At 49.7% G+C, this 23,113-nt stretch carries 23 protein-coding genes; 17 read left to right on the top strand and 6 right to left on the bottom strand.

Features of this window, described 5'->3' with window-relative positions; translation table 11 throughout:
• Positions 1 to 11: 11 nt before the first annotated feature.
• The 4 genes from L9P87_RS08535 (at position 12) to L9P87_RS08520 (ending at position 3,199) form a co-directional block, all read left to right on the top strand.
• Positions 12 to 755, top strand: a complete 744-nt coding sequence (locus L9P87_RS08535; RefSeq protein ID WP_237444255.1) for a lysine/arginine/ornithine ABC transporter substrate-binding protein — start codon at positions 12 to 14, stop codon at positions 753 to 755.
• 11 nt (positions 756 to 766) lie between these two features.
• A complete protein-coding gene (gene artQ / locus L9P87_RS08530; RefSeq protein WP_237444254.1) occupies positions 767 to 1,444 on the top strand; it encodes an arginine ABC transporter permease ArtQ in 678 nt (225 codons plus the stop codon).
• A complete protein-coding gene (gene artM / locus L9P87_RS08525) occupies positions 1,444 to 2,139 on the top strand; it encodes an arginine ABC transporter permease ArtM (protein ID WP_237444253.1) in 696 nt (231 codons plus the stop codon). Before artQ ends, artM begins: the two co-directional genes overlap by 1 nt.
• A gap of 148 nt (positions 2,140 to 2,287) precedes the next feature.
• Positions 2,288 to 3,199, top strand: coding sequence for a tetratricopeptide repeat protein (locus L9P87_RS08520; RefSeq protein ID WP_237444252.1), 912 nt, complete (start codon positions 2,288 to 2,290; stop codon positions 3,197 to 3,199).
• Here L9P87_RS08520 and L9P87_RS08515 read toward each other — a convergent pair.
• Positions 3,181 to 4,749, bottom strand: a complete 1,569-nt coding sequence (locus L9P87_RS08515; RefSeq protein WP_237444251.1) for a tetratricopeptide repeat-containing sulfotransferase family protein — start codon at positions 4,747 to 4,749, stop codon at positions 3,181 to 3,183. The two genes, L9P87_RS08520 and L9P87_RS08515, sit on opposite strands and share 19 nt — an antisense overlap.
• A gap of 165 nt (positions 4,750 to 4,914) precedes the next feature.
• On the opposite strand from L9P87_RS08515, the gene L9P87_RS08510 reads away from it, so the two are divergent.
• Complete coding sequence (locus tag L9P87_RS08510) at positions 4,915 to 6,840, top strand: DNA topoisomerase III (protein WP_237444250.1); 1,926 nt, start codon at positions 4,915 to 4,917, stop codon at positions 6,838 to 6,840.
• Here L9P87_RS08510 and L9P87_RS08505 read toward each other — a convergent pair.
• Positions 6,837 to 7,052: a DUF3820 family protein gene (locus tag L9P87_RS08505; protein WP_237444249.1), complete on the bottom strand. Its 216-nt coding sequence runs from the start codon at positions 7,050 to 7,052 to the stop codon at positions 6,837 to 6,839. The two genes, L9P87_RS08510 and L9P87_RS08505, sit on opposite strands and share 4 nt — an antisense overlap.
• Positions 7,053 to 7,324: 272 nt before the next feature.
• Here L9P87_RS08505 and L9P87_RS08500 point away from each other — a divergent pair, with 272 nt between their 5' ends.
• Together L9P87_RS08500 and L9P87_RS08495 are read left to right on the top strand one after the other, a co-directional pair.
• Positions 7,325 to 7,690 (top strand): hypothetical protein, encoded by a 366-nt coding sequence (locus tag L9P87_RS08500; protein WP_237444248.1) that lies wholly within the window; start codon positions 7,325 to 7,327, stop codon positions 7,688 to 7,690.
• A gap of 74 nt (positions 7,691 to 7,764) precedes the next feature.
• On the top strand, positions 7,765 to 9,654 hold the full coding sequence (locus L9P87_RS08495; RefSeq protein ID WP_237444247.1) for an MFS transporter: 1,890 nt from the start codon (positions 7,765 to 7,767) through the stop codon (positions 9,652 to 9,654).
• Here the strand turns inward: L9P87_RS08495 and L9P87_RS08490 are convergent.
• Positions 9,651 to 10,352 (bottom strand): Crp/Fnr family transcriptional regulator, encoded by a 702-nt coding sequence (locus L9P87_RS08490; protein WP_237444246.1) that lies wholly within the window; start codon positions 10,350 to 10,352, stop codon positions 9,651 to 9,653. The two genes, L9P87_RS08495 and L9P87_RS08490, sit on opposite strands and share 4 nt — an antisense overlap.
• A gap of 206 nt (positions 10,353 to 10,558) precedes the next feature.
• On the opposite strand from L9P87_RS08490, the gene L9P87_RS08485 reads away from it, so the two are divergent.
• Positions 10,559 to 11,854, top strand: coding sequence for a hypothetical protein (locus L9P87_RS08485; protein ID WP_237444245.1), 1,296 nt, complete (start codon positions 10,559 to 10,561; stop codon positions 11,852 to 11,854).
• 56 nt (positions 11,855 to 11,910) lie between these two features.
• Positions 11,911 to 14,274 (top strand): TonB-dependent receptor, encoded by a 2,364-nt coding sequence (locus L9P87_RS08480; RefSeq protein WP_237444244.1) that lies wholly within the window; start codon positions 11,911 to 11,913, stop codon positions 14,272 to 14,274.
• A gap of 43 nt (positions 14,275 to 14,317) precedes the next feature.
• On the opposite strand, the gene L9P87_RS08475 is transcribed toward L9P87_RS08480, so the two are convergent.
• Both L9P87_RS08475 and L9P87_RS08470 read right to left on the bottom strand, forming a co-directional pair.
• Entirely contained in the window at positions 14,318 to 14,737 is a 420-nt protein-coding gene (locus tag L9P87_RS08475) for a phosphate-starvation-inducible protein PsiE (RefSeq protein ID WP_237444243.1), read from the bottom strand.
• A 68-nt stretch (positions 14,738 to 14,805) separates the two neighbouring features.
• On the bottom strand, positions 14,806 to 15,783 hold the full coding sequence (locus L9P87_RS08470; RefSeq protein ID WP_237444242.1) for an alpha/beta hydrolase: 978 nt from the start codon (positions 15,781 to 15,783) through the stop codon (positions 14,806 to 14,808).
• Between the two features lie 279 nt (positions 15,784 to 16,062).
• Between L9P87_RS08470 and L9P87_RS08465 the strand changes: the two genes are divergently transcribed.
• Positions 16,063 to 16,407: a YgiW/YdeI family stress tolerance OB fold protein gene (locus tag L9P87_RS08465; protein WP_237444241.1), complete on the top strand. Its 345-nt coding sequence runs from the start codon at positions 16,063 to 16,065 to the stop codon at positions 16,405 to 16,407.
• A gap of 46 nt (positions 16,408 to 16,453) precedes the next feature.
• On the opposite strand, the gene L9P87_RS08460 is transcribed toward L9P87_RS08465, so the two are convergent.
• Entirely contained in the window at positions 16,454 to 16,816 is a 363-nt protein-coding gene (locus L9P87_RS08460) for a diacylglycerol kinase (protein WP_237444240.1), read from the bottom strand.
• A gap of 247 nt (positions 16,817 to 17,063) precedes the next feature.
• Between L9P87_RS08460 and L9P87_RS17860 the strand changes: the two genes are divergently transcribed.
• From L9P87_RS17860 to rplI, 7 genes are all read left to right on the top strand, one after another.
• On the top strand, positions 17,064 to 17,189 hold the full coding sequence (locus tag L9P87_RS17860; RefSeq protein WP_290368485.1) for a hypothetical protein: 126 nt from the start codon (positions 17,064 to 17,066) through the stop codon (positions 17,187 to 17,189).
• A 69-nt stretch (positions 17,190 to 17,258) separates the two neighbouring features.
• Positions 17,259 to 19,799 carry a ribonuclease R gene (gene rnr, locus L9P87_RS08455; RefSeq protein ID WP_237444239.1) on the top strand — a complete coding sequence of 847 codons (2,541 nt, stop codon included), beginning with the start codon at positions 17,259 to 17,261 and terminating at the stop codon, positions 19,797 to 19,799.
• A gap of 52 nt (positions 19,800 to 19,851) precedes the next feature.
• The gene (rlmB, locus tag L9P87_RS08450; protein ID WP_237444238.1) at positions 19,852 to 20,589 is read left to right on the top strand and encodes a 23S rRNA (guanosine(2251)-2'-O)-methyltransferase RlmB; all 738 of its coding nucleotides are present in this window, start codon (positions 19,852 to 19,854) and stop codon (positions 20,587 to 20,589) included.
• Between the two features lie 237 nt (positions 20,590 to 20,826).
• Entirely contained in the window at positions 20,827 to 21,258 is a 432-nt protein-coding gene (rpsF, locus tag L9P87_RS08445; RefSeq protein WP_237444237.1) for a 30S ribosomal protein S6, read from the top strand.
• Positions 21,259 to 21,305: 47 nt separating this feature from the next.
• A complete protein-coding gene (gene rpsR, locus L9P87_RS08440; RefSeq protein ID WP_237444236.1) occupies positions 21,306 to 21,536 on the top strand; it encodes a 30S ribosomal protein S18 in 231 nt (76 codons plus the stop codon).
• Between the two features lie 41 nt (positions 21,537 to 21,577).
• On the top strand, positions 21,578 to 22,459 hold the full coding sequence (locus tag L9P87_RS08435) for a YybS family protein (RefSeq protein WP_237444235.1): 882 nt from the start codon (positions 21,578 to 21,580) through the stop codon (positions 22,457 to 22,459).
• Between the two features lie 85 nt (positions 22,460 to 22,544).
• Positions 22,545 to 22,991: a 50S ribosomal protein L9 gene (gene rplI / locus L9P87_RS08430; protein ID WP_237444234.1), complete on the top strand. Its 447-nt coding sequence runs from the start codon at positions 22,545 to 22,547 to the stop codon at positions 22,989 to 22,991.
• The last annotated feature ends 122 nt before the right edge of the window (positions 22,992 to 23,113 follow it).

Here is a 23,113-nt window from a genome sequence, read left to right as displayed (position 1 = left end):
TGGATAAAACTATGAAGAAAATTCTACTTTTTGCTGCGGCGATGGCTGCCAGCACTCAGCTTTTTGCTATTGAGAAGATCACTTTTGCCACCGAGCCTACTTACCCACCGTTCGAATTCATCGATGAACAGGGAGAGTACCAGGGTTTTGATATGGATTTGGCGCGCGCCATTTGTGCCACTGCGAAAGTTGAGTGCGAGATTAAAAGTAACGATTTTGACAGCCTGATTCCCAGTCTGCGTTTTCGTAAGTTTGATGCCGCCATCGCTGCGATGGATGTGACCGAAGAGCGCGCCAAAGTCGTCGATTTCAGCGATGTCTATGTGGAAAACTCGGCAATTTTTGTCAGCCGCAGCGGTGAGTTCAAGACGGTTGCCGATTTAGCCGGTAAGCGTATTGCGGTGCAAAACGGTACCACCCACTTTCACTATTTAGACGATAGAATGAAAGATGCCAATATTGAGATTGTTCCTTACAAGGGTTATCAACAGGCTTATCTCGACCTGAGTAATCAGCGTGTCGATGCTGTGTTTGCCGATACCTTAGTCGCACGAGAGTGGCTGGAGAAGCGCGGAGAAGAAAACTTTGCGGTGGTTGGCGATGCGGTAACGGATTCCAAGTACTTCGGTACTGGCTTCGCAATTGCTGTGCGCAAGGGCAACAGTGAGCTGATCAGTTTGTTGAACAAGGCCTTGGCCGAGCTGAAAGCAAACGGCGAATACCAGAAAATCTATAACAAGCACCTCGGCCACTAGGCGACTGACGGATGCTTGATCTGCCGATAATCTCTGCCTTTGGTACGGCGGCGGTGATGACTCTTGGTCTGGCGCTGACAGCGCTGGTCTTTGGTTTTGTTCTGGCGCTGGTTTTTTGCGCCGGCGAAATGAACAAGCATCGCTGGGTCAGTATGCCGTTTACTTTGTTGGTCATGATAATTCGGGGCGTACCAGAGATTCTGGTAGTGATGTTTGTGTATTTCGGCAGTACACAGCTGTTGTTTATAATCACCGATGAGTTTATCGATGTAAGCCCATTCTGGTCGGGGGTGGCGGCATTGGCCCTATTGTTTGCCGGTTATGCCTCGCAGACCTTGAGAGCGGCGATCAATGCGGTGGCAGAAGATCAGTGGGCGGCCTGTAAGGCGCTAGGTTTGCCGCCGCTATACAGTTTTTTTCGGGTCATTTTGCCGCAGGCATGGCGCTATGCACTGCCGGGTTTGGGAAATCAATGGATGGTGTTGTTAAAGGATACGGCTCTGGTGTCGTTGATTGGTGTCACCGAACTGATGAAACAAGCCGATTTAACCTCGGCAACGACTTATGAACCATTTACCTATTATGCTCTGGCGGCGATGATTTACTTGTTGATCACTATAGTCAGTCAGCGATTGATGGGGCTGATGCGTCGTCGAGCCGCCCATTATGATCAAGCAGTAGAGGCATAATGATGGAGTGGTTATCATCGTTGAATGAAAACCTGTACCTGGGGACTCTCAGCATTGGCTTGGTTGAAACACTGAAGTTAGCGCTGGTGAGCCTGCTCTGTGGTGCGCTATTTGCCGTTGTATTAACGTTGATTCTTGAGCTTAAAATCTTCCTGTTGGAGTGGTTGGCCAAGGGGTTTATTTTATTTTTTACTGGCACGCCGTTGCTGGTGCAGTTTTTCTTGATTTACTTTGGTCCAGGTCAGTTTTCCTGGCTGCAAGAAAGTTGGGCTTGGGAGTATTTAAGACAACCTTATGTCTGTGCTGTCTTGGCCTTGGCAATGAATACCTCGGCCTACTCAGCGTTGCTGTTTAAGGGAGCAATCGAGGCGGTGCCAAGCTCAGATTGGCAGGCCTGTAAGGCGCTGGGAATGAATACCCGGCAAACCTTGTCAGTGGTTATTTCTCGCGCTGCTCGACAGGTGCTACCGGCATACTCTAACGAAGTGATTATGGTGGTTAAGGGAACCTCGTTGGCCAGCACCATTACAATCATGGATTTAATGGGTTATGCACAGCGTATTAATGCCCAGACCTATGACACCCTCGTGGTATTCTCGGTGGCGGGCGGTTTCTATTTGATGATAACTGCGGTGCTAACGCTTATCTTCAGACTGCTTGAGAAAAAGGCTTTGCGCTTCCAAACTGGCGGCTAGTCCACTCTCTTTAATGCTATCCCCTATATTTAGGGGTGTGATAGACTTCACATAACGATTATGGTTTGTCTCGTTTCTTCAGAGGCAAACCTTAGTGCTGCGGAGCAGTGCTGACATCGATATTAAGCATTAAGGGAATGAATCGATCATGCAGGGAAGACAAGTTATGCGCCCCGTTATTTATCTGACACTTCTTCTACTCGTGGCTTGCGGGCAATCCAACGATACCATAGAGAGCCAATTATCAACGACCGATAGGGCGGTGACGGTCAACACTACGCCTGCTGTTAGTGATGAAATGCAGGCCAAGTGGTTGAGCAGCTGCCGTCAGGCATTGCTGGAAAAGGATTTGGTGACAGCTAAGAAAGACTGCGTTAAGGCGTCGACCTTGGCGGGTGCCGAGGGTCAATTTCTATTGGCTGAACTTTATCTTCAGCGAGACTCAGAAACAGCGCGCAAGATGGCCGTTGACTACTACCGTAAGGCCTTGGCAGAAGATTATGTCGAGGCACAATATCGCATGGCGCAGCTGTTGCAGCAGGGTGTCTATATTGCAAGGGATGAGGCGAAGGCAATGGCGTTGCACAGCCTAGCCTGCCAGCAGCAGTGGGCGGCTTCCTGTAAAGATTTGGCGGTCAGCGCCATCGGTCAATACAATTTTGATGAGGCTGGCCAACTACTTGAGCGTGCCATCGCATATGGCAGCGTTCGCGCCTATTATCACAAAGGTTATATGTTGGAGTCAGGGAAGGCAGGCAGGCCAGATGTGGAGGCTGCCTACGGTTACTACAAAAAAGGCGCCGAGCAGGGTGATTCCCTCAGCCAGTATGCTCTCTATTGGTTTGGCTATACCGGCACCGTGGTTGAAAAAGATTACCAGCAGGCCTACACGTGGTGGATGCTGGCCAACGAGGGTGATTTAAAATCTACGGAGAACTGGCATCGACATACCCTATCGACTAATGGCCGAATTTTAAAAAACATGTTGTCCGACGATGAGATTGACATGGCTGTTGATGAGGCCAACAAATACCGTAGCGGCTATAGTTCGCTGGAATAGCCTAGTTCAATGAGTCGCTGTTTAAGCGGCTCTAGTTGCCGCTCGTAACGCCGCCAATTATTGATGTTGGCCTCGGACATTGGCTGTCTAACCTGACTGCTGCTGACCGTTCTAACAGGGCGGCTGTTGTGATGAAAATCCACGCAGTTCTGTTGCCACTCCAAGCCCAAAAAAGCCAAGAGTTCTGCGGTTGTCTGTTGCTGATTGGTGACCAATTGTTCGTATTGGATATGGTAAACCTTGCCGGGCAACACGGCATCCCAATGCGCCATGAGTTGGCGGTAACTGTGGTAATACTCCGCCAGTTCGTTGAAGTCGTAGCTATAGGCAATGCCCTGCTGAAACAGTTGTTTGAAGCAACCAAATAGGTTGTCCATCGGGTTGCGCTGCAGGTGAATAATCTTGGCATCTGGCAGAGCGAGATGAATCAAACCGATGGCCTCATAGTGACTGAGCCATTTGTCGGTAAACATTCTGCGCTGGCCAAGGTCATTGGTGGTCACTCGATACTGATGGCCAATTGCCTGCCAGTCCCGTTGTTTAAAGTCTTTGGCCCACTGCGGATAGGGCTGTTCGTTGCGGCTCTTTTGTAGATGCTCTGCCGTGGCATTGAGCAGGTCTGGGCGCTCATCCCCGGCGATGACATCGGAGTGAGAAGAGATGATTTGTTCCACCAGTGTGGTGCCGCTTCTGGCCATGCCGCAGACAAAAATCGGCGTGGTTGTCGATGATTCAGGCAGTGTGGCGGCTAATTGCTGTTGAAAGAACGTCTGATCGAAACAATGGATAACCTCATCGTGACGATTCAATTCTTCCTGGTGCTGGTAATTTAGCGTGTTTTTTTTGCGCTTGGCACCCAGTCTTAGTTGTTCAAATTCAGGTTCTGTTTGTTGTTGATGGCGATAATATTTTGCCATTGCGTAATGCAGTCTGGCGGCAGCATTATCGCCACACTGCGGGCTGTTAGTGAGTGTTTGCATTTGTGTCAGCAGTACAGGATTATCGCTGTGATCGAGGTCAGCTCGATTCCAATAAATTTCCGACAGTTTGGGATTGATTGCCAAGCCACGATCGAAGTTGGCCAGTGCGTTATCCAGTTGGCCAGACTCTTTCTGGATGATGCCAAGATGGTTGAATACCTGGGCGTTGCCCGGCGCGAGTTTCTGAGCCTTTAACAAAATAGCCTCTGCCTCGGTGTGGCGTTGTAGATGGCGCAGAGCGGTTGCCAAGCCGAGCAGGCAGGAAACCTGACGTGGGTGGCGCTGAACAGAAGCCTTGGCATGTAGTAGCAAATCATCGTATTGAGCTGCGCTGTCGAGGATGTCCGACATCATCAAGTCGACCTCGAGAAGGTCGGGCTGTTGCTGGTTGATCTGCAACAAGATGGCCTTGGCAGTGCTGGTCTGCTGTTTTTTTAAGTGTTGTTGGCAGAGGTGCAACGCCTGCTGGATTGACAGGGATATAGCCGGCCTCGGGCCAAGCTTTAGGGTGATCGATTTAGCGAGCTTTTTGGCATTTTTTTTGCTTTTGGAACGTCGGGGCGCGGGCATGAATAGTTCTTATGTCAGGAGGCGGAATAATGCTTAGCAGTCTAACTGTGTTGCTATAGAGCGGCAATAGCCTAAGGGGAGGCCCAGCCATCGAAAGGTCTGTACCAGCGGAATTGTTACAGTGAATAACTTGCAACATCTACTGTTGTTTTATACAGTTGTTTGATGAGACTCTTTATTGCCGAAAAACCAAGCCTAGGGCGCGCCATTGCCGACGTTCTGGCCAAACCTTTGAAAAAACAGGATGGCTGTATTTATTCTGCTGACGGTGACTGTGTCACCTGGTGTATTGGCCACCTGCTCGAACAGGCCGAGCCTGAACGTTATGATGCCAGCTTAAAAAAATGGTCTATTGACCGTCTGCCGATTATCCCTGAACAGTGGCAATTGGTACCGAAAAGCAAAACACGAAAACAGCTAAAAATTATTAAATCTCTAATTAAACAGGCAGATAGCATTGTGCATGCCGGTGACCCTGACCGAGAAGGTCAGCTTCTGGTCGATCAAGTGCTGGCTTACCACGGCGTTAAAGGGGCGCGCGCGAAAGGTGTTCAGCGCTTGTTGATCAGTGATTTAAACTCAATGGCAGTGCGTCATGCGATGACGAAGATGCGTGATAACAACGATTTCATTCCCTTGTCGACCTCCGCCTTGGCGCGCTCGCGGGCCGATTGGCTATACGGCATTAACATGACACGTGCCTATACACTACAAGGGCAAAAAGTCGGTTATCAAGGCGTACTATCGGTTGGCAGAGTACAGACACCGGTGCTCGGGCTGGTGGTCGAGCGCGATCGGCAAATACAGCGTTTTATCAGTAAACCGTTTTATCAAGTCGAAGCGGTGGTAAAGCAACAGGGTGGGCAGTCGCCATCATTTCGAGCGCGCTGGCAGCCCAGCAAGGCCTGCGACCCCTACCGTGATGAGCAGGGCCGAGTGCTGAATAAGGGGTTGGCTGAGAATGTCTGCTCGCGCATCAGCGGACAGGTAGCGCTGGTATCGAAACTCGATAAAACACTGAAAAAACAACCGCCACCATTATTGTTTAATTTGTCCGCACTACAAATCGAGGCGAACAAGCGTTATGCGATGACGGCACAGCAGGTGCTTGATAATTGCCAGCAACTTTATGAGCGTCATCAGCTGATCACCTACCCGCGCTCCGATAGCCGCTACCTGCCGGTGGATCAACACGCGATGGCCGGTCAGGTTAGTGGTGCTGTGGCAGCCAATATCGTTGAATTAAATTGCGTTGTTGATGAGGCAGATTTATCACTTAAGGGGCGGTGCTGGAACGACAGCAAGGTGGATGCTCACCATGCCATCATCCCAACCGCCAGAAAGCAAGACGTGTCAGCCTTAGACAAGCCTCTTAGACAGCTGTATGAATTAATTAGTCGCTACTATTTAGCGCAGTTCTTGCCGTCCTACGCGTTTAATGAAACCACCGTGGAGCTAGAGATAAGTGGTGGTGTATTTGTCGCCAAGGCAAGGCAGGAGGTAGAGCTTGGCTATAAAAAGGTGCTGCCAGATCGAGGGCATCAGCAGGAGCAAACCCTACCGGCGCTGGCTCAGGGAGAGATGTTGAGCTGTATTGATGCGAAGGTGTTGGAAAAAGCCACGGAGCCGCCAAAGCCTTATAACGATGGCACCTTATTGGCTGCAATGACAGGGATTTCCCGGTATGTCAGCAGCGATGCAATCAGAAAAATACTGAAAGACACCGATGGCTTAGGCACTGAGGCGACCCGGGCGGGTATTATTGAATTATTATTTAAACGCAGTTTCTTGCAGCGTTGTGGAAAAAATATTCAGGCGACAGAAGCGGGCAAGGGGCTGATTGCCAGCCTGCCGGTATCAGCGACCAGTGCTGATATGACGGCGCAATGGGAAGCGGCGCTGAATAGTATCAGTGAGAGAGAAAGTAGCTATAGCGGCTTTATGACGCCGCTGCAGCAATCGCTGTTTCCGCTGATTAAAGAGGCAAAAGCAACGCTGCCAACGGGGCTGAAAGGGGTTAAGGTGGCAAAACCTAAAGGTCGGAGGCGGTCGACGACGGCAAAAAAAATAACAAGATCAGCCCGCACCTAATGTTGTCTAAGCGGCTCCAGTACCGATTCAACGCCCTCGGTTTTAATTTCCAGCGTTAACTCCAGTAGTATGCCCAGCTCGCCGCTGGGGAAGCCTTGTTTGCGGAACCAGAGTAAGTATTCATCGGGGATGTCCATTAGGACTCTGCCTTGGTAACGCCCGAAGGGCATTTTCATATTGGCAATTTTGATTAGATGCTTTTTTTCAATCATAGTGTTTAGTCGCGCCGTTGAAAGCCAAATTTTTTAACCATTGTAATAGAAAGAGCAATAAACCGGTAATAATTTCCTGTTAAGCTGAGGGTGCTTTGTTATTTATTCTGCAAAAAAAATTAATTGGCTAACAGTTTAGCTATTGAGCGGTTGCACTCGCTATCGAATGGATATAATAATTCAAGCGTCGCAGTGATAATATTGATGGGCTCTGCTTGTTTTTACCTCAATAGTTTTTTGGCAGGAGTAGAGCAAAAATAGCGGAGGTTATATTGAATATTGAAGAAAGTAAAAGTCAGTTGTTGATCAATAATCAATATCAGCAGCTTAATTACTCGCTGTTGTTTATTCGCAATACACTGGAGCAACTAACGACACGAAATAATTATGCCTTAGTCAGTCAGTTGCAAGAAGAGTTTCGGGACGCGAGTGCCGCACTCGACGTTATTAAGGCCTGCAATAATGTTGAAACCTCCATCGATAACCTTGCCGATATAGTTTTGGTGTTATCCGCTGTTGCTGACTACCATCAGCTGCTGGTTGATGATTATCCCGCGTCGCCCTCTATTGCCCGGGTATTGGTGTTGCAGTTAAATAATATGATTTCGATCGATACCTCGCCCTATCAAGCCGCTTAATTAGAGTGGATTGTCATTGCACACACAGCAAATTCGATGCACGATAGAGCCTATTTGGCTAGGGATGCGTCATTGTGAGTGGACAATTTAAGCTGTTATCGGAACGTCGATTCTTACCGTTGTTTGTCACTCAGTTTCTGGGGGCATTTAATGATAACGTGTATAAAAATGCACTTATCGTCCTGCTGGTGTTTCAGGCCAGCAGCAGCCAGCAAGGCAGCCTGTTGGTCAACCTTGCCGCCGGCCTATTTATTCTTCCGTTTTTTCTTTTCTCTGCTTTATCGGGTCAGTTAGCGGACAAGTACGACAAGGCAGTACTCACACGAATAATCAAGGTCGCCGAGGTGGCCATCATGGTTTTGGCCAGTGTGGCGCTATATACCGGTGAAATATGGGCGATGTTGCTGGTGCTGTTTTTACTGGGCGCTCAGTCGACTTTTTTTGGGCCGATTAAATACTCATTGTTGCCCCAGGTTTTGTCCGAGCAAGAGTTGGTGGCGGGAAATGCACAGGTTGAAATGGGGACTTTTGTCGCCATATTACTCGGTACCATTTGTGGTGGATTGCTGGCTGGTCAACAGCAGGCTGTCTGGTTGCTGTCGCTGGTTATTTTAGCGGTGTCAGTGACAGGCTTGGTGGCCAGTTATTGGATTCCTTCGGCGCAGGCATCGGATCCAACGCTGTCTATAAAGGCTAATCCATTGACCGAAAGTGTTAAGCTGGTTAGCTCGATGCGCAGTAATCGTCCCATTTTCTTGTCGCTGCTGGCCGTTTCTTGGTTTTGGTTGTTGGGTGCGGCTTATCTGACGCAATTACCGGCTTTGAGTAAGGATTATCTTTCTGCCGATAATAACGTTGTCACCCTGTTGTTATGTGCCTTTACAATTGGCGTGGCTCTGGGTTCATTGCTGTGTGAAAAGCTGTCGGCGGGGGTGATTGAAATAGGCCTGGTTCCCTTGGGATCGTTAGGTCTTAGCTTATTTGGTGTCGATATATACTTTGCTATTAACAGCTATGACTTGCTACCTGTAGCCGGTGAGTTTGTCACCGCCGGCGAGTTTGTCGCTCACCCGCCATCGCTAAGAATACTCTTTGACGTGGCGATGTTGGGCGTCTTTGGTGGTTTTTACACGGTGCCTTTGTATGCCTATATTCAGTCGAAGGCAGACAAGGATGCCAAGGCCAGAACCATTGCCGCGAACAATATTTTAAATTCAATCTTCATGGTGGCCAGTGCTGTGCTGGCGATAGTTAGTCTGACATTATTGCCATTGACTATTGCTGACTTCTTCCTGCTGTTATCGATACTGAATATCATTGTCGCGTTATTTATTTATGGCCAGGTGCCCGACTTCACTGTGCGGTTTATCATCTGGATGCTGACCCATACGGTATATCGTGTCAGTCATAAAGGGTTACAGAACATACCTGGTGAAGGCGCAGCAATCATTGCCGCCAATCACGTCAGTTATGTTGATGCTTTGCTGCTGGGGGGCGCCGTTAGGCGTCCGATTCGCTTTATTATGTTCAAGCCTATCTATGATATACCGGTGTTAAATTATATGTTCCGCGTCGGTAAGGCAGTTCCCATTGTCTCGTCTCATGTCGATCGGCCAGCCTATGACAAGGCGATGGCTGATATCAGAGCTGGCTTAGAGCAGGGTGATTTGTTCTGTATTTTCCCAGAGGGAAAGTTGACCACCGATGGTCGTATGAATGAGTTTAAGACTGGTTTGCAGCGTATTGTTGAGACGACACCGGTACCAGTTATTCCGGTGGCCCTGAGTGGTTTGTGGGGGAGCTTTTTTAGTCATCGCGGTGGTCCAGCGTTGACCACGTTGCCCAAGCGTTTTTATTCACGGGTTGAGATCGCGGCCGAGCCCGCAATTTCCCCCCAGGCGCTTGATGTTGAGGCCTTGCAGCAACAGGTGGCGACCATGCTGACCACCTCCAGGCTTGGTTAATCGCCGTTGCTGCTAATAAATGCATCGAGGGCCAGCATGTCGGGAATAGTGATTTTTCCGTAGGAACGAACAATCAGCTGCTGCTGTTCGAGCTCCATGAGAATATTATTAATTGTCTGACGAGAGAGTTTAGCGAGCTTTGCCAGCTTCTCTTGGGTGTGGCTAACCATGCCCTGATTGTTACGACATTCTGTCAATTGGGCGCTGATCAGTAAGAGTTTGGCTACCTGCCTGTTCGATGGCAACATGCTCGATTGTTCCACCCAGTCCATCAGTAAGCGAAATCGATTACCAATAGCGCTGATGATGTGTAAATACATGTCGGGGTGTTGGTGGGCGACGTGCATCATCGTCTCGCAGGGGATGGCAATAAAGCGGCTTTTTGCTGAGCTATAAAAAGCGTGGATAGGGGCGGTCTTGTCGAAGCACATTAACCAGGTTGCCCACTGGTGTCGGCCAATCGAGCTCAGCACCACTGCCTCGCCCTGTTTGTTATGACTGACCAATTGAATGTTTCCCTCGAGTACAAAGCGGATATGACTTGCCTGTATGCCTTCGTCTGAAAGCATTGTACTGACCTTAAAAGACTCTATGCGTGACGATTTTACCAGCTGTTCGATCGCCTCTGCCGGTAATACGCCGGTAACAGGGTGGCGAGTCAATTGGTTTCGTATTTCAACTGCGTCGGTATTATGCATCGAAAAAACTCTGATTGAGAGGAAGATCCGGCAAATGTCGCTGAGCTGACATTTGCCTTGATCAGGCAGGGTTATGATGGCCTTCAGTGGAGTGTACTCCTTTAAACAATAAAAATGAAAAGGCATCTTTCATGACGCGTTGTAATCGAAAAACGTCATCGTTGACGAAAAAAATATCCTGGACTTCGGCCGCATTTGCGGCGGTTTTGGCAACAGTATCTCCATTAACGCAGGCTGCTAACGAGCAGGTTATTCCCGGTCCGAGAGATTGTTTTTGGGCTAGAGGGCCTGTCAGTGCCGACCCCTATGTCAATATTGCCTATCCAGATTCATCGGTGTTTTACTGGGCGGCAATGTTTACCGTCCCCGATGGGGCAAGGCTGGATATGGCCGGTGAGTTTGCTCACTCCCGTTATCAATCGCTGATTAGCTACGACAACCGTGGCAGGCCTGTTGAGTCGGTGGCCGATTACTTAATTGAACCCAATAAGGGCTCGATCAACCCCTTTAGGGCTGGTGCACGACGGGATAGTCGGCACCGCGATTATACTATCGAGGTTGTTGGGCAGGCATTGTCGACACAGAATGTTGAAGGCAAGAATCTAGCCGGTCTAAAGCGCAATAAAATTCACGCGCCAGCATTTTCAGGGCAACAGGCACTGCTGTATCGTATTTACGCGCCGGATGACAAGGCGAATGAGTCCGGCGGCGTTGATCTGCCTAAGCCAGTATTAACCCTGGCCGATGGTCGTCGGTTAACCGGTAGTGAGGCCTGCAAGGCATTAAAGACGAATCAGCCGTTACAGATCACGCTCGATGCTCTGGGGATACCCACCAGCCAGTATCGTGAACTCATCTCGCAGCCAGATAAACCCGATACCTGGCCTGCCGTTATCCCAGCCAAATGGCATATCCAGCTTGATCGTAAAAGTTTAATTGGTATCTACACTGGCGATATTAATTATGAGTCCAGGCGCAGTGCCGGAGGTTTTTACCCCAACCCCGATAATAATTATATTCGCACCATTGTTAATCGTCGTCACGGTCCTGTGGTGGTGATTCGAGCAAAGATGCCGACGACACCTAAAACGTTTGACGGAGATAAAAAAATGACCGATGCGCAATTGCGATACTGGTCTATTTGCTCCAACCAAAGTTTTGCTAATACTCGGGTCAATGACTGCCTGTTTGATGAAGAAGTACCACTGGATCAGAACGGTTACTACACCATTGTGATCAGCCGTGAGGCAGACCGTCCGCGCAATGCACGGCAAGAGTGTGGTATGGCTTGGCTGCCGATGGCCGACGATGGTGACGGTGTGTTTGATAAGGATGTATCCATTATTCAAATCAGAAACATGTTGGCCTCAGATGATTTTAAACAGGCGATCCAAAACGTTGAAATAGATGGTACGGCAGAAGAGGTGATGGGCGAATACTACCCACAGTTAATGTACACGATGACAAATGCTGTCGAAGTTGCAATGCCTTGTAACACATAGCGATAAGCGGCTGCTTTCTTTGCAGTCGTGAATATTACAATAATAATGAGATAAAAATGAATAAAATAAAAAATAAAAAATCTTTTTCAAAAAAAATAATTTCTGATAGCGTAGCGATAGTAATCGTCGCGCTCAGTGCAAATGTCAGTGCTTCACCCATGTTGGAAGAAGTTGTTGTGACGGCACAAAAGCGGGCGCAAAGTCTGCAGGATGTCCCTATCTCAGTGACCGCGGTGTCGGGTGATAAAATGAAAGACGCTGGTATTACTGATCTTCAGGATTTAAGCCAATATACGCCTAATATAAGTATTAACCAGGGCGCCAGCACTTCGAATGTCTTTATTCGTGGTATTGGCTCTGGCACCAATGCTGGTTTTGAACAGTCTGTTGGCATCTATGTCGATGGTGTTTACAGTGGCCGCGGTGCGCTGGCTCGTGTGCCGTTCATGATGGATATGGAGCGGGTTGAAGTACTCAAGGGACCCCAGGGTATTCTATTTGGTAAGAATACGATTGGTGGGGCGATCAATGTCACCAGCGCTAAGCCAACAGAATCTTTTGAAGGGTACGTTGATGCTATTTATGCCCCGGAAGATAATGAACAGGTTTATACCGCAGCAATATCAGGGCCCCTCAGTGATAACGTCAGTGGTCGTTTGACTTTGCGGCAAGAATCTATGGATGGCTGGCTCGATAATGAGTCATCCGGCGCCACGGCGCCAAATACAGACAACACCTTTGTTAGGGGGGCCGTTCAATGGTTGGCCACCGATACGCTACAAATCGATGCTAAATTCGAACACGGCGATTTCAGTGTCGATGAATTCCCGCAGTATGTTTATCAATCGGATCAGCCGACCAATGCCGACGGTAACCAGCCCTTTCCTGTTATCTCTGATGGTGACAACAGTGTGATGGATTTTGGTAATGCCAATGAGACAGTGACGGACGTATTCGCGCTCACCGTTGAGCAGGCCTTTGACGCCGGTACGTTGACATCGATTACCGCTTATTCCGGCTATCAAACAGAGGGCCATGAAGACGCGGATAAGTCTGCTGTCGCTGCGCTGCACCGCACCAGCGCCGAAGACTTTAAACAATATAGTCAGGAGCTTCGCTTTACCTCGCCAGGCGGCGAAACGATTGACTGGTTGGTGGGCGCTTATGCGCAACAGAGCGAGCTGAATATACAGCGAGAGATTATCGATATGGACTTCGCTCTATTGGGGCCGTTGTCCGTGACGCCGTTAATACAAACCAATGACTTGAATGGTCGTAGTGACTTTGATCAGCAGTCGACCAGCTATGCTTTCTTTGGTCAGTCAACGTGGAATATCAGCGATAGTTTTGCGGTTACCGGTGGGCTGCGTTACAACCAGGAGACCAAGACTTTAGACAAGGTCTCGACCAACCCTAATATTGGTGCCAGCGCCGGTTCGATTGTGGTCAAGGCGCGTCCGATAGATAATGCTCTGATAGAAGACTTGCGCTCCCATAGTTTTACCGATGTTGAGCGCGATGAGAGCCATGTCAGTTGGTCGTTGAATGCGCAGTGGTTTGCCACCGACGATACGATGTTTTATGCCAGCAGCGGTACAGGATTTAAGGGTGGCGGTTTCGATGAGGCTTATAGCGGTGCGGGTGAGGAAATACGGCGGGCTAATGTGCTGACCGGCGAGATACTGCCTGGTGATCCGCTGCCGGGTAACGACGCGTCAATTTTGGCCTATGAAGAGGAGAGCGTACTGTCTTTTGAGATAGGTTCGAAGATGACGTTGGCCGATGGCGCCGCCACTTTAAATGTAGCGTTATTCCATAATATCTACGACGATTTACAGGTCAGCTCGCTGATAGGCGATGCCTTTCGGGTGAGCAATGCTGGCAAGTCGATATCTCAGGGCGTGGAGCTCGATGGGCGCTGGGCGCTGACTGACAATCTGACTATCGGCGGTGCCATTGCCTATTTAGACGCCTATTACGATGAGTTTGAAAACGCCACGTGTACTGTTGATCAGGCCGCGGGTAACGATCCTGGTTGCGAGGCTGGTAGCCAGGACCTCAGTGGGGAGACCCTGGTCTACTCGCCAGATCTCAGCGCCAATGCCAACGTTAATTATGACATCCCACTGGCCAATGGCATGTTAATCCGTACCGGCGTCGATGTTAACTATACCGACGAGTTTTACTCCGCCCTGGACTTGGATGCCAATACGTTGCATGACAGTGCTGTTAAGTGGAATGCACGAATCGCACTGGATGGTGCCAACGATGACTGGACTGTGGCGGTGATTGGCAAAAATCTCACTAACGAAAAAACAGATGTTTGGAAAAATGATGTACCACTGAGTAACAGTGGTAGCTATTTTGCCGTATCTGAGCGGCCTCGTTCTGTTGCGGTGCAAGGGCAATACCGTTTTTAACCCGTTATCCACCCTTTTCCTCGCCACCCCGTGGCGAGGTTTTTTATTTCTCTTCGGGCATTTTGTTATAGGGCCAGTAGTGGTGGCCAATACGCATGATTGTGGTCGAGGCGGTGAGTATCAGAATGGCAACAGAGAGCATAATTAATTCACTGCTATCCATCTCCTTCATACCTAAAATAATATAACGCGCGATGGCAATGACGGCGATATAAATCGGGTAGCGCACTGGCAGCTTACCGTGACTAGCATACTGATGAACCATGGCCAGTATCTCGAGGTAGATAAATAGCAGGAGAATATCGCTTAAACTGACGTAGCCGTTTTGGTAAATCAGGTAAAACTCTTCCCCGATGGCGGCAATTGTCGACAGTGTAATGCTGATCAGTAGAACGGATTCTATCCAGCCGATGCAGCGATTGAGGCCGACGCGGAGCTTTGGCGGAAGGTTGCTTTCATCCATGGTAATGACTCTGTTGATTTTGATCGGCTGACCATAACATACATTATCGATTCGCAGGTGAATGGTCGTTATTGATTACGGTTAATATCGGTGAGATTTTTTAATAATAATCTATTGACCTGTTCTGACTGTTCGAGTTGCACCAGATGCCCAGCACCGGCAATCATATCGACGGCTTTGAGGTTGGGGAATTGTTGGCGCATTAAATCGATGGGGCTGTCGCCGTGAAACCCTTCTAAGTCACAGTCCAATTCGCTGCCAATAAAATAGGCGGGAATATGGCTTTGCTGGCCCTCTAAAGGTTTTCTTTGCCGCCACTTCAAATCCATGGAACGATACCAATTGAGGCCGCCGGTAAAACCGCTGCGCTGATACTGCTGAACAAAGTAATTCATTTCATCGACGCTCAGCCAGCGCCATGGCAGAGCCGGCGCCTGCGGCAGCGCGTCGAGATAAGAAGTGCCCGGAGGGTGCTGCCAAACATCGAGATAATGGTAGTCGCCGCTGAGGGCGAAAAACACCTTGCTGAGGAACTCAGCGGTGTTTTGATTGAGTGCCTGGTCGGCCGGACCAACGGGGCGAAAGTATTCGATGTGGACAAAATGGTTCTCCGCCATGGCGGCGTATTCAGTCAGCGGGGGGCAGTCGGGGTTGTGTGGGGCGGCAGGATTTTCAAGGCCGATAATCGCAATAACACGATCGGGGTGAAGCATGGCTAAGTCATAGGCGGCAAAAGCGCCGAAGTCGAGGCCAACGAAAACAGCTTGCTCAATCTTGCAGTGATCAAGCAGCCCGGTGAGATCGTTGCTGATGGTATCGATACCGTAACTGTTGGCGTCGAGTGGCGCAGAAGTCTGCCCCATGCCTCTCATATCCGGGGCGATAACTCGGTAGCCCGCATCGGCAAGGGCTGTGATCTGTCGATGCCAGCTAAACCAGAGGTGGGGGAAACCGTGGCAAAGCACCACGGCCATGCCCTCGCCCTGCTCAACATAATGCATATTGATGCCATTGATTGTCGCGTTGTGATGCTGCCAGCTTGCCATTGTGAATACATTGCCGTTGTTTTCGTTCCCCTATATTACGTGCTTTATTGGTTATGTTAATGGTCGGCGATGGTTTAAACCGCGATCGCTATAACCCATCCATGCTAAATAGTGGGTTAAACAGGTAGTGGCCGCAGCCATTCGCTGTCAACACCTTAGTTTTTTTACAGCGTATTCGGAAGTTACTTATTTTGCACAATAAATAAGCCCCTATACTAGATTGTGTGATGAATAAGAACTTTCCAGCCGCCCTAAGGGGGCCACTAATGAGGTTTTACTATGCATAAGCCGTTACTTGCTTTATTCACAGCAGCGCTAATTAGCTTGTCTGCAAACGCTCAATTCGAAGGCCCCAGCGATCAGGTGCTGATCTCAGTCAAACAGATTGAGCAGCTGTCTGATGACACCGATGTGGTACTTGAAGGGCGGTTGGTAAAGAAGTTGAAAAATGAGAATTACTTATTTGAAGATCAGAGTGGCTCTATAACGGTCGAGATTGACGATGAAGACTTTAAGGGGATGAAGGTGACACCGGATAACGTGGTGCGAATTGAGGGCGAGGTTGAGACCAGTCTGACCAAGCCGACCACGGTTGAGGTCGACCGTATTACTGTTATTAAGTAATCTGTTGGCTGGCCATAGCGGCGACTGTTGCTATGGCAGAGGCTTATTAAAGTAAAATGGCCAGCCAGACGGCTGCCGCCATGCCGAGGGCAAGACTGACGGCCAGCGACCCGAGATCCTTGGCTTTCTTACTCTGCGGGTGGATCTCTGGACCAACCCGATCAATGCAGGCCTCTATTGCCGAATTCAGCACCTCGACCAGCAGTATAAAAAATAGCGCGACAATCAGTATGACTTTTTCCAGCGCTGACACGTCCAGCCATAATGCAATAGGGGTGAAAATGGCGAGAATTAATAACTCTTGCCGGAATGCCGCCTCATCCTTAAAGGCAATTAAAAAGCCGTGGTAAGAGTTGATGCCGGCGCGAAATATACGCATTAGGCCAGTGTTGCCAGGATTTTTGCTCATGATGATATTTCTTGTTAGAGGATGGCTGGTGAAATAATGTGGCTAGTTTACCTAGCGCTTATGGATCGCGCCAGCGTGAAGAGCGGGATATTGTTGGCGTTGTTGCGCATAAATTAGCCCATCGGCGGAGGCTGGGGTATAATGCACTCAACCTCCAATATTTTGATCTTAAGCCCCTCGTAGATGTATACAGTAAGCCTCCTCTCGCTGCTGACTATGATGCTATTTAAACTGCGTAAACATGTTAATGCTGACTATCTCAAGTGTTGCGCCGTTGTTTTTAATGGGTTTCAGCCCCAGTCAATATATTGAGGTCGGCAGCCTTATCGACGGTAAAAGAACCCGTCAGCAGGCCGCATCACAGGCGTTATGACAACAGAAAGTCATCGCTTAGCGGCATAATTAGCCGCACCAATAAAATTAGTATTAGGAAAAAAAGTAGATGGCAGACAGCCAAAAGCAAGACAAACAGAAACAGCACAACAGTGCAGATCCTCACGCCACGCGTGAGGCGGGAAACTATAGCAACCCCATTCCCAGCCGCGAATACATTCTCGATTACTTAAAAGACTTTCCCCAGGGTAAGCGGCACCTTGAGTTGGCCGAAGATTTAGGTCTCAATGATGACGACTCTATAGAGGCGTTACGCCGTCGATTACGTGCCATGGAACGTGACGGTCAGGCCGCCAGAATGCAAAAAGGTCGTTATGTGCCGATTGAGTCGCTGCCATTGGTGCGCGGTAAGGTGCAGGGACATCGCGACGGCTTCGGCTTTTTGATTCCGGAAGACGGCAGCAAAGATTTATTTTTGCACAACAAACAGATGAGCTGGGTATTCGATGGCGATGTCATTGTTGCCCGAGACAGTGGCTCGTCCTTCAAGGGTAAGCGCGAGGCGATTATTGTTGAAGTGATTGAGCGCAACACCGAGCAATTGGTTGGCCGTTTCTTCCGTCGCGGTGAGGGTGGCTTTGTCGTGCCTGACAGCGGTCGAATCACCCAGGAAGTATCAGTGGCGCCAGCGCTGGTTGCCGGTGCTCAAGATGGCCAGTATGTGGTGGTCGATATTATCGAGCAACCGACGTCTCGTCGCCAGCCTGAGGGCAAGGTGGTTGAGGTGATGGGTGATTATCTGGCGCCGGGCATGGAAATCGAGGTGGCTATTCGCAGCCACGATATTCCGTACCTATGGCCGCAGGCGTTGCGTGACGAAACCGCCATCTTAACAGCGGAGGTGGCCGAACAGGATAAGCAGCACCGTGTCGATCTGCGCGATAAGCACTTTGTCACCATCGACGGTGAGGATGCCCGTGACTTCGATGATGCCGTCTATGCTGAGACCAAGAAGAGTGGTGGATGGCGACTATGGGTGGCGATTGCCGATGTCTCCCATTATGTTCGCCCCGGCACGGCCCTCGATGAAGAGGCGGTGACACGAGCGACCTCGGTCTATTTTCCCGACAACGTTATTCCGATGCTGCCAGAAATCTTGTCCAACGGTCTGTGTTCGCTAAACCCCAAGGTTGATCGTTTGGCGATGATTTGCGAGATGACGGTCAGTGCCGGCGGCAAGCTGTCGGGCTATACCTTTTACGAGGGGCTGATTAATTCGCACGCTCGAATGACTTATACTGAAGTTGGCGCGATGCTAGAGGCTGACTCACCGAAGCGTGAAAAGCTAAGGCACAAGTTTGCCAATGTCAGTGCCGATATCGACACACTGCACAATCTGTTCGACGCCTTGATGGATTCCCGTAAAAAGCGCGGCGCCATTGAATTCGAAACCGTCGAAACCAAGTTGTTGTTCGATGAGGATCGCAAGGTTAAGCAAATCGTACCGGTGCATCGTAACGTTGCTCACCGCATTATCGAAGAATGCATGCTGTGTGCCAACGTCGCCGCGGCAAAGTTTCTTGAAAAGCATGAGCTCGATGGTCTCTACCGCGTGCACGAAGGCCCGAAAGAGAAAAAGCTCGATAACCTGCGGCAGTATCTTGGTGAGTTGGGGTTGGAACTGAGCGGTGGAAAGAAGCCAACGCCGGGTGATTACCAGCATCTATTAGCGGCGATAGCTGACCGCCCCGATGCCCTGGTCGTGCAAACCATGTTGTTACGGTCGATGAGTCAGGCGGTGTATCAGCCCGATAACGAAGGTCATTTTGGCTTGAATTACCCAGCGTATACTCACTTTACCTCGCCGATTCGCCGCTACCCCGACCTGCTGACCCACCGTGCCATTCGCTATGTGGTGCGTTCGAAGGCCAGCAAGCATGTGCGCAAGGTTGAGGGTGCCGAGGTTTTATCCGCCGAGGCAATTTACCCGTATAACACTGAAAAAATGTTAGTGCTGGGTGAGCAGTGCTCAATGGCCGAGCGCCGTGCTGATGAGGCCACCCGTGATGTGATGGCCTGGCTTAAGTGTGAATATCTCAGCGACCATGTCGGTGATGCCTTCACCGGTGTTGTCTCCGCGGTGACAGGCTTTGGTCTGTTTGTTGAGCTCAAAGACGTCTATGTGGAAGGCTTGATCCATATCTCTGCCCTTGATAAAGACTTTTATCAGTTTGATCAGGCGAAGCAGCGCCTCGTTGGTGAGCGCACCCGTGTCACCTTCCAACTCGGTGATGAGTTGGTCGTGCAGGTGGCCAGAGTCGATATGGAAGAGAAGAAAATCCATCTGTCGTTGCTCGACCAAGCACCGAGACGGGCGCGTAAAAACGCTAAAAAAGTACTCGATGACTCCAAGGCGAAGTCAAAGAAGCGTGCCAATAAAGGCAAGGGCAAAGGACGCAACCTCGACGCTAAGATTAGTCAATCGAAAAAGCAGTCTCAAGCTGGCGCGACGCCATCGTCAGAGGGTGAGTCACCGGTATCCGAAGGCGCTAAAAAGCCGCGCAAGCGCAAGCCGAAGAAATCGACGACGCCAAAGGGTAAGAAGCGGGCAGCCAAGAAAAAGGCCGATAAAATGCCGCGCAATGGCTAAATTGCAGTGTGAATAACTGCTGATATTGAAATAAAAGAGTTAGGAGTTGTCGGTGTCTGAGTTTGATACTGTTTTTGGCATACACGCAGTGACTACGCTGCTTAATAAACAGCCACAGCGGGTCCGCCGGGTGATGTTGCAGGACGGCCGCGATGATCAGCGTCTCGAGAAGGTTGTCGAGGCGGCGAAAATTGCCGGCATTAAGCTCGACCGTGTTAAGCGCCGCGAGCTCGATGAGTTGGTACGGGGTAAGCATCAGGGTGTGGTCGCCGTGTGCGAGATGGCCAAGGGCTTCAGTGAGGACTATCTAAAAACCATCTTAGAGAGTAACAGTGAGCCACTGTTCTTGGTATTGGATGGCGTTACTGATCCTCATAACCTGGGGGCGCTGTTACGTACCGCCGATGCCAGTGGTGTTGCCGCTGTGATAGCGCCGAAGGATAACTCTGTTGGTTTAACATCGGTTGTTGCCAAGGTGGCCTGCGGTGCTGCCGAGACCGTGCCCTTTATCACCGTTACCAACCTAAAGCGTACGTTGAACTGGTTGCAGCAGCAGGGTTGTTGGGTGGTGGGTACTGCTGGCGAGGCGACTGAGTCTATCTATCAGACCGATATGACGGGCTCCAGGGTGTTGGTCATGGGGGCCGAAGGCGATGGCATGCGCCGTTTAACCAAAGAGTGCTGCGACTATTTGGCCTATATCCCGATGGCCGGTAGCGTCAGTAGTTTAAACGTCTCCGTCGCCGCCGGCGTCTGTTTATTTGAGGCGGTCCGTCAGCGCAGCAGCTGATTTTACCCCCATCCCCCGTATAATCGAGGCTGGAGGGCAGATTATGTTTGCCGTCCAGCACCTTCCTCTGTATAATCCGCCGTTCCCGAAAACCGGATAGATTCACTGTGACCTGGAATTACGTATTTATGGTCGGGTTATATCCCCGCTGTAAGCTGCATAATTGTTAGGTTCTGGGTATTTATTGGTTCTCCTTGCCTCACTGTCGAGGCTGTTAAAACCGTAAGGAGCATTTTTATGCGTCACTATGAAATCGTTTTTCTGGTACACCCAGATCAAAGCGAACAAGTACCAGCAATGATCGAGCGTTACACTGCTATCGTTACCGAAGCAGGCGGTCAGGTACACCGTCTTGAAGATTGGGGCCGTCGTCAGTTGGCTTACTCAATCAACAAGGTCCACAAAGCGCACTACGTACTGATGAACGTAGAAGCGACTCAGGAAGCTGTTGATGAGCTAACCACTACGTTCCGTTACAACGATGCGGTATTGCGTAACATGGTTATCCGCGAAGATGAAGCTATCACCGAAGAATCTCCGATTCTTAAGAGTGAGAAAGAAAGTCGTGAGCGTCGTGCTAGCCGCGCTGCCAAGACTGAAGAAGTAACAACTGAAGCGGGTTCTGACGAATCTACTGAAGAAGTTGCTGCTGAGCAAGATAGCGAATAATTTCCCGCCCATTTAGGGTCTAACGCAATATTAGAAGGAGAGTTCTCATGGCTCGTTTCTTCCGTCGTCGTAAATTCTGCCGTTTCACCGCAGAAGGCGTAAAACAGATCGACTATAAAGATCTTGAAACTTTAAAAGCTTATGTTACCGAAACCGGCAAGATTGTTCCTAGCCGTATTACCGGTACTAAAGCGAAATACCAGCGTCAGCTAGCTTCTGCTATCAAGCGCGCTCGTTACCTGTCGCTACTACCTTACTCTGACGCACACGACAGATAAGTCGCGGTATCAATAGGTTAACGATATAGAAAGGTATTTAAATGCGTGCATTAGCTGAATTTATTATGCGTGGACGCATGCAGGCCATCGCCGTTGCCAGTTTTGCACTGGTAACACTGATGTTCTCATGGGTGGCGGCGGCGATAGTCGTTTTAGTTACCCTGAGTCGCGGTAAAAACGAAGGTTTGTTGGTCGCAGCGTGGGCTTCATTGCCGGCGTTGTTGATTGCTTGGCAGGGTAACCCGCTGCCGTTGCTTGCAGTCATTGGTGGTTATATTGGGGGTTATGCCCTTGGTGCAACACGCTCTTGGTCTGTGGCGCTGTTGAGTCAAGTTGTTGTTTGTGTCGCCGTGGCGTCACTGTTACTAACAACGGACAGCACTTTTGTCGCTGAGGTGATGAAAATGCAGCAACAGATGGTGGTAACAAGCTTGGATCAGGTTGATGAGAGTACTCGCAACCAGGTCTTGGCGCTTCTTAGCGATCCGGTATTTATTACCGGAGCTCTGGCGTTAAACCAGATGCTATTTGGCGTGCTTAGCTTGATTCTGGGTCGCTGGTGGCAGGCGCTGTTGTATAACCCGGGTGGTTTTCAACAGGAGTTTCATCAGTTGCGCTTGTCGCCGCAGCTGGCAGTACTGTTTACGGTGCTGTTCATGGCGATTGGTTTGCAGGGTGGCTCATTCGGTATCTGGGGGTTAATCCTGGTCATGCCGATTTTGCTTGCAGGCATAGCGCTGGTGCATTGGTTGGTTAAGGCCAAGCAGTGGTCAAAGCAACTGCTGGTGCTTTTTTATATTGTGTTGCTGCTCAGTATTGTCAGCAGCCTATTGATCGTACAGATATTGGTAATAGCTGCTATTGCTGACAGCTTCCTCAATTTGAGGTCGCGGTTAGCCGGCAATAGCGGACAAAACGACTAGCTTATTCCGTTGTGAATAAGCCGTTATGAATAGCGCTAAACGAATAATCGTTTAGTACAAAATTTACTTGATAGGGGTTTGAGCGATGCAAGTCATTCTACTCGAGAAAGTTGGTAAGCTAGGTGGCCTAGGCGATCAGGTTAATGTTAAATCTGGTTACGGTCGTAACTTCCTTTTCCCACAGGGAAAGGCTGTTCCTGCTACTGCGCCAAACGTTGAAGCTTTTGAAGCTCGTCGTGCGGAACTTGAAGCTGCTGCGGCAGAAAAACTAGGTGGTGCTGAGGCGCGTGCCGAGAAACTAAGCGCTGTTGCCGTCACCATCGAAGCTAATGCTGGCGATGAAGGTAAGCTGTTTGGTTCAATCGGTGCCCGTGATATCGCTGAAGCGATCACCGCTGCAGGTGTTGAAGCGGCTAAGTCTGAAATTCGTCTTCCTAACGGCCCAGTCCGTGAAGTTGGTGAGTTCGAGATCACCGTTCAGGTTCACAGCGATGTTAAGGCTGTTGTGAAGCTGTCTGTTGTTGCTGAGTAAGTAGCACGGTGTGATAGCTCTGCCATACGGTGGTAGAGCTTATCTGCAAAAGCGTCGTCGGCGAATCGCCTGCGGCGTTTTTTTTGTGTCGAATTTTAGTGGTTACAGCCATCAAAAGTGAC

This window comes from Sinobacterium norvegicum (assembly GCF_923077115.1).
In the GTDB taxonomy this organism is placed as follows: Bacteria; Pseudomonadota; Gammaproteobacteria; order Pseudomonadales; family Sinobacteriaceae; genus Sinobacterium; species Sinobacterium norvegicum.
Note: the sequence above shows the minus strand (reverse complement) of the source record. Positions and strands in the feature narration are given on the sequence as shown.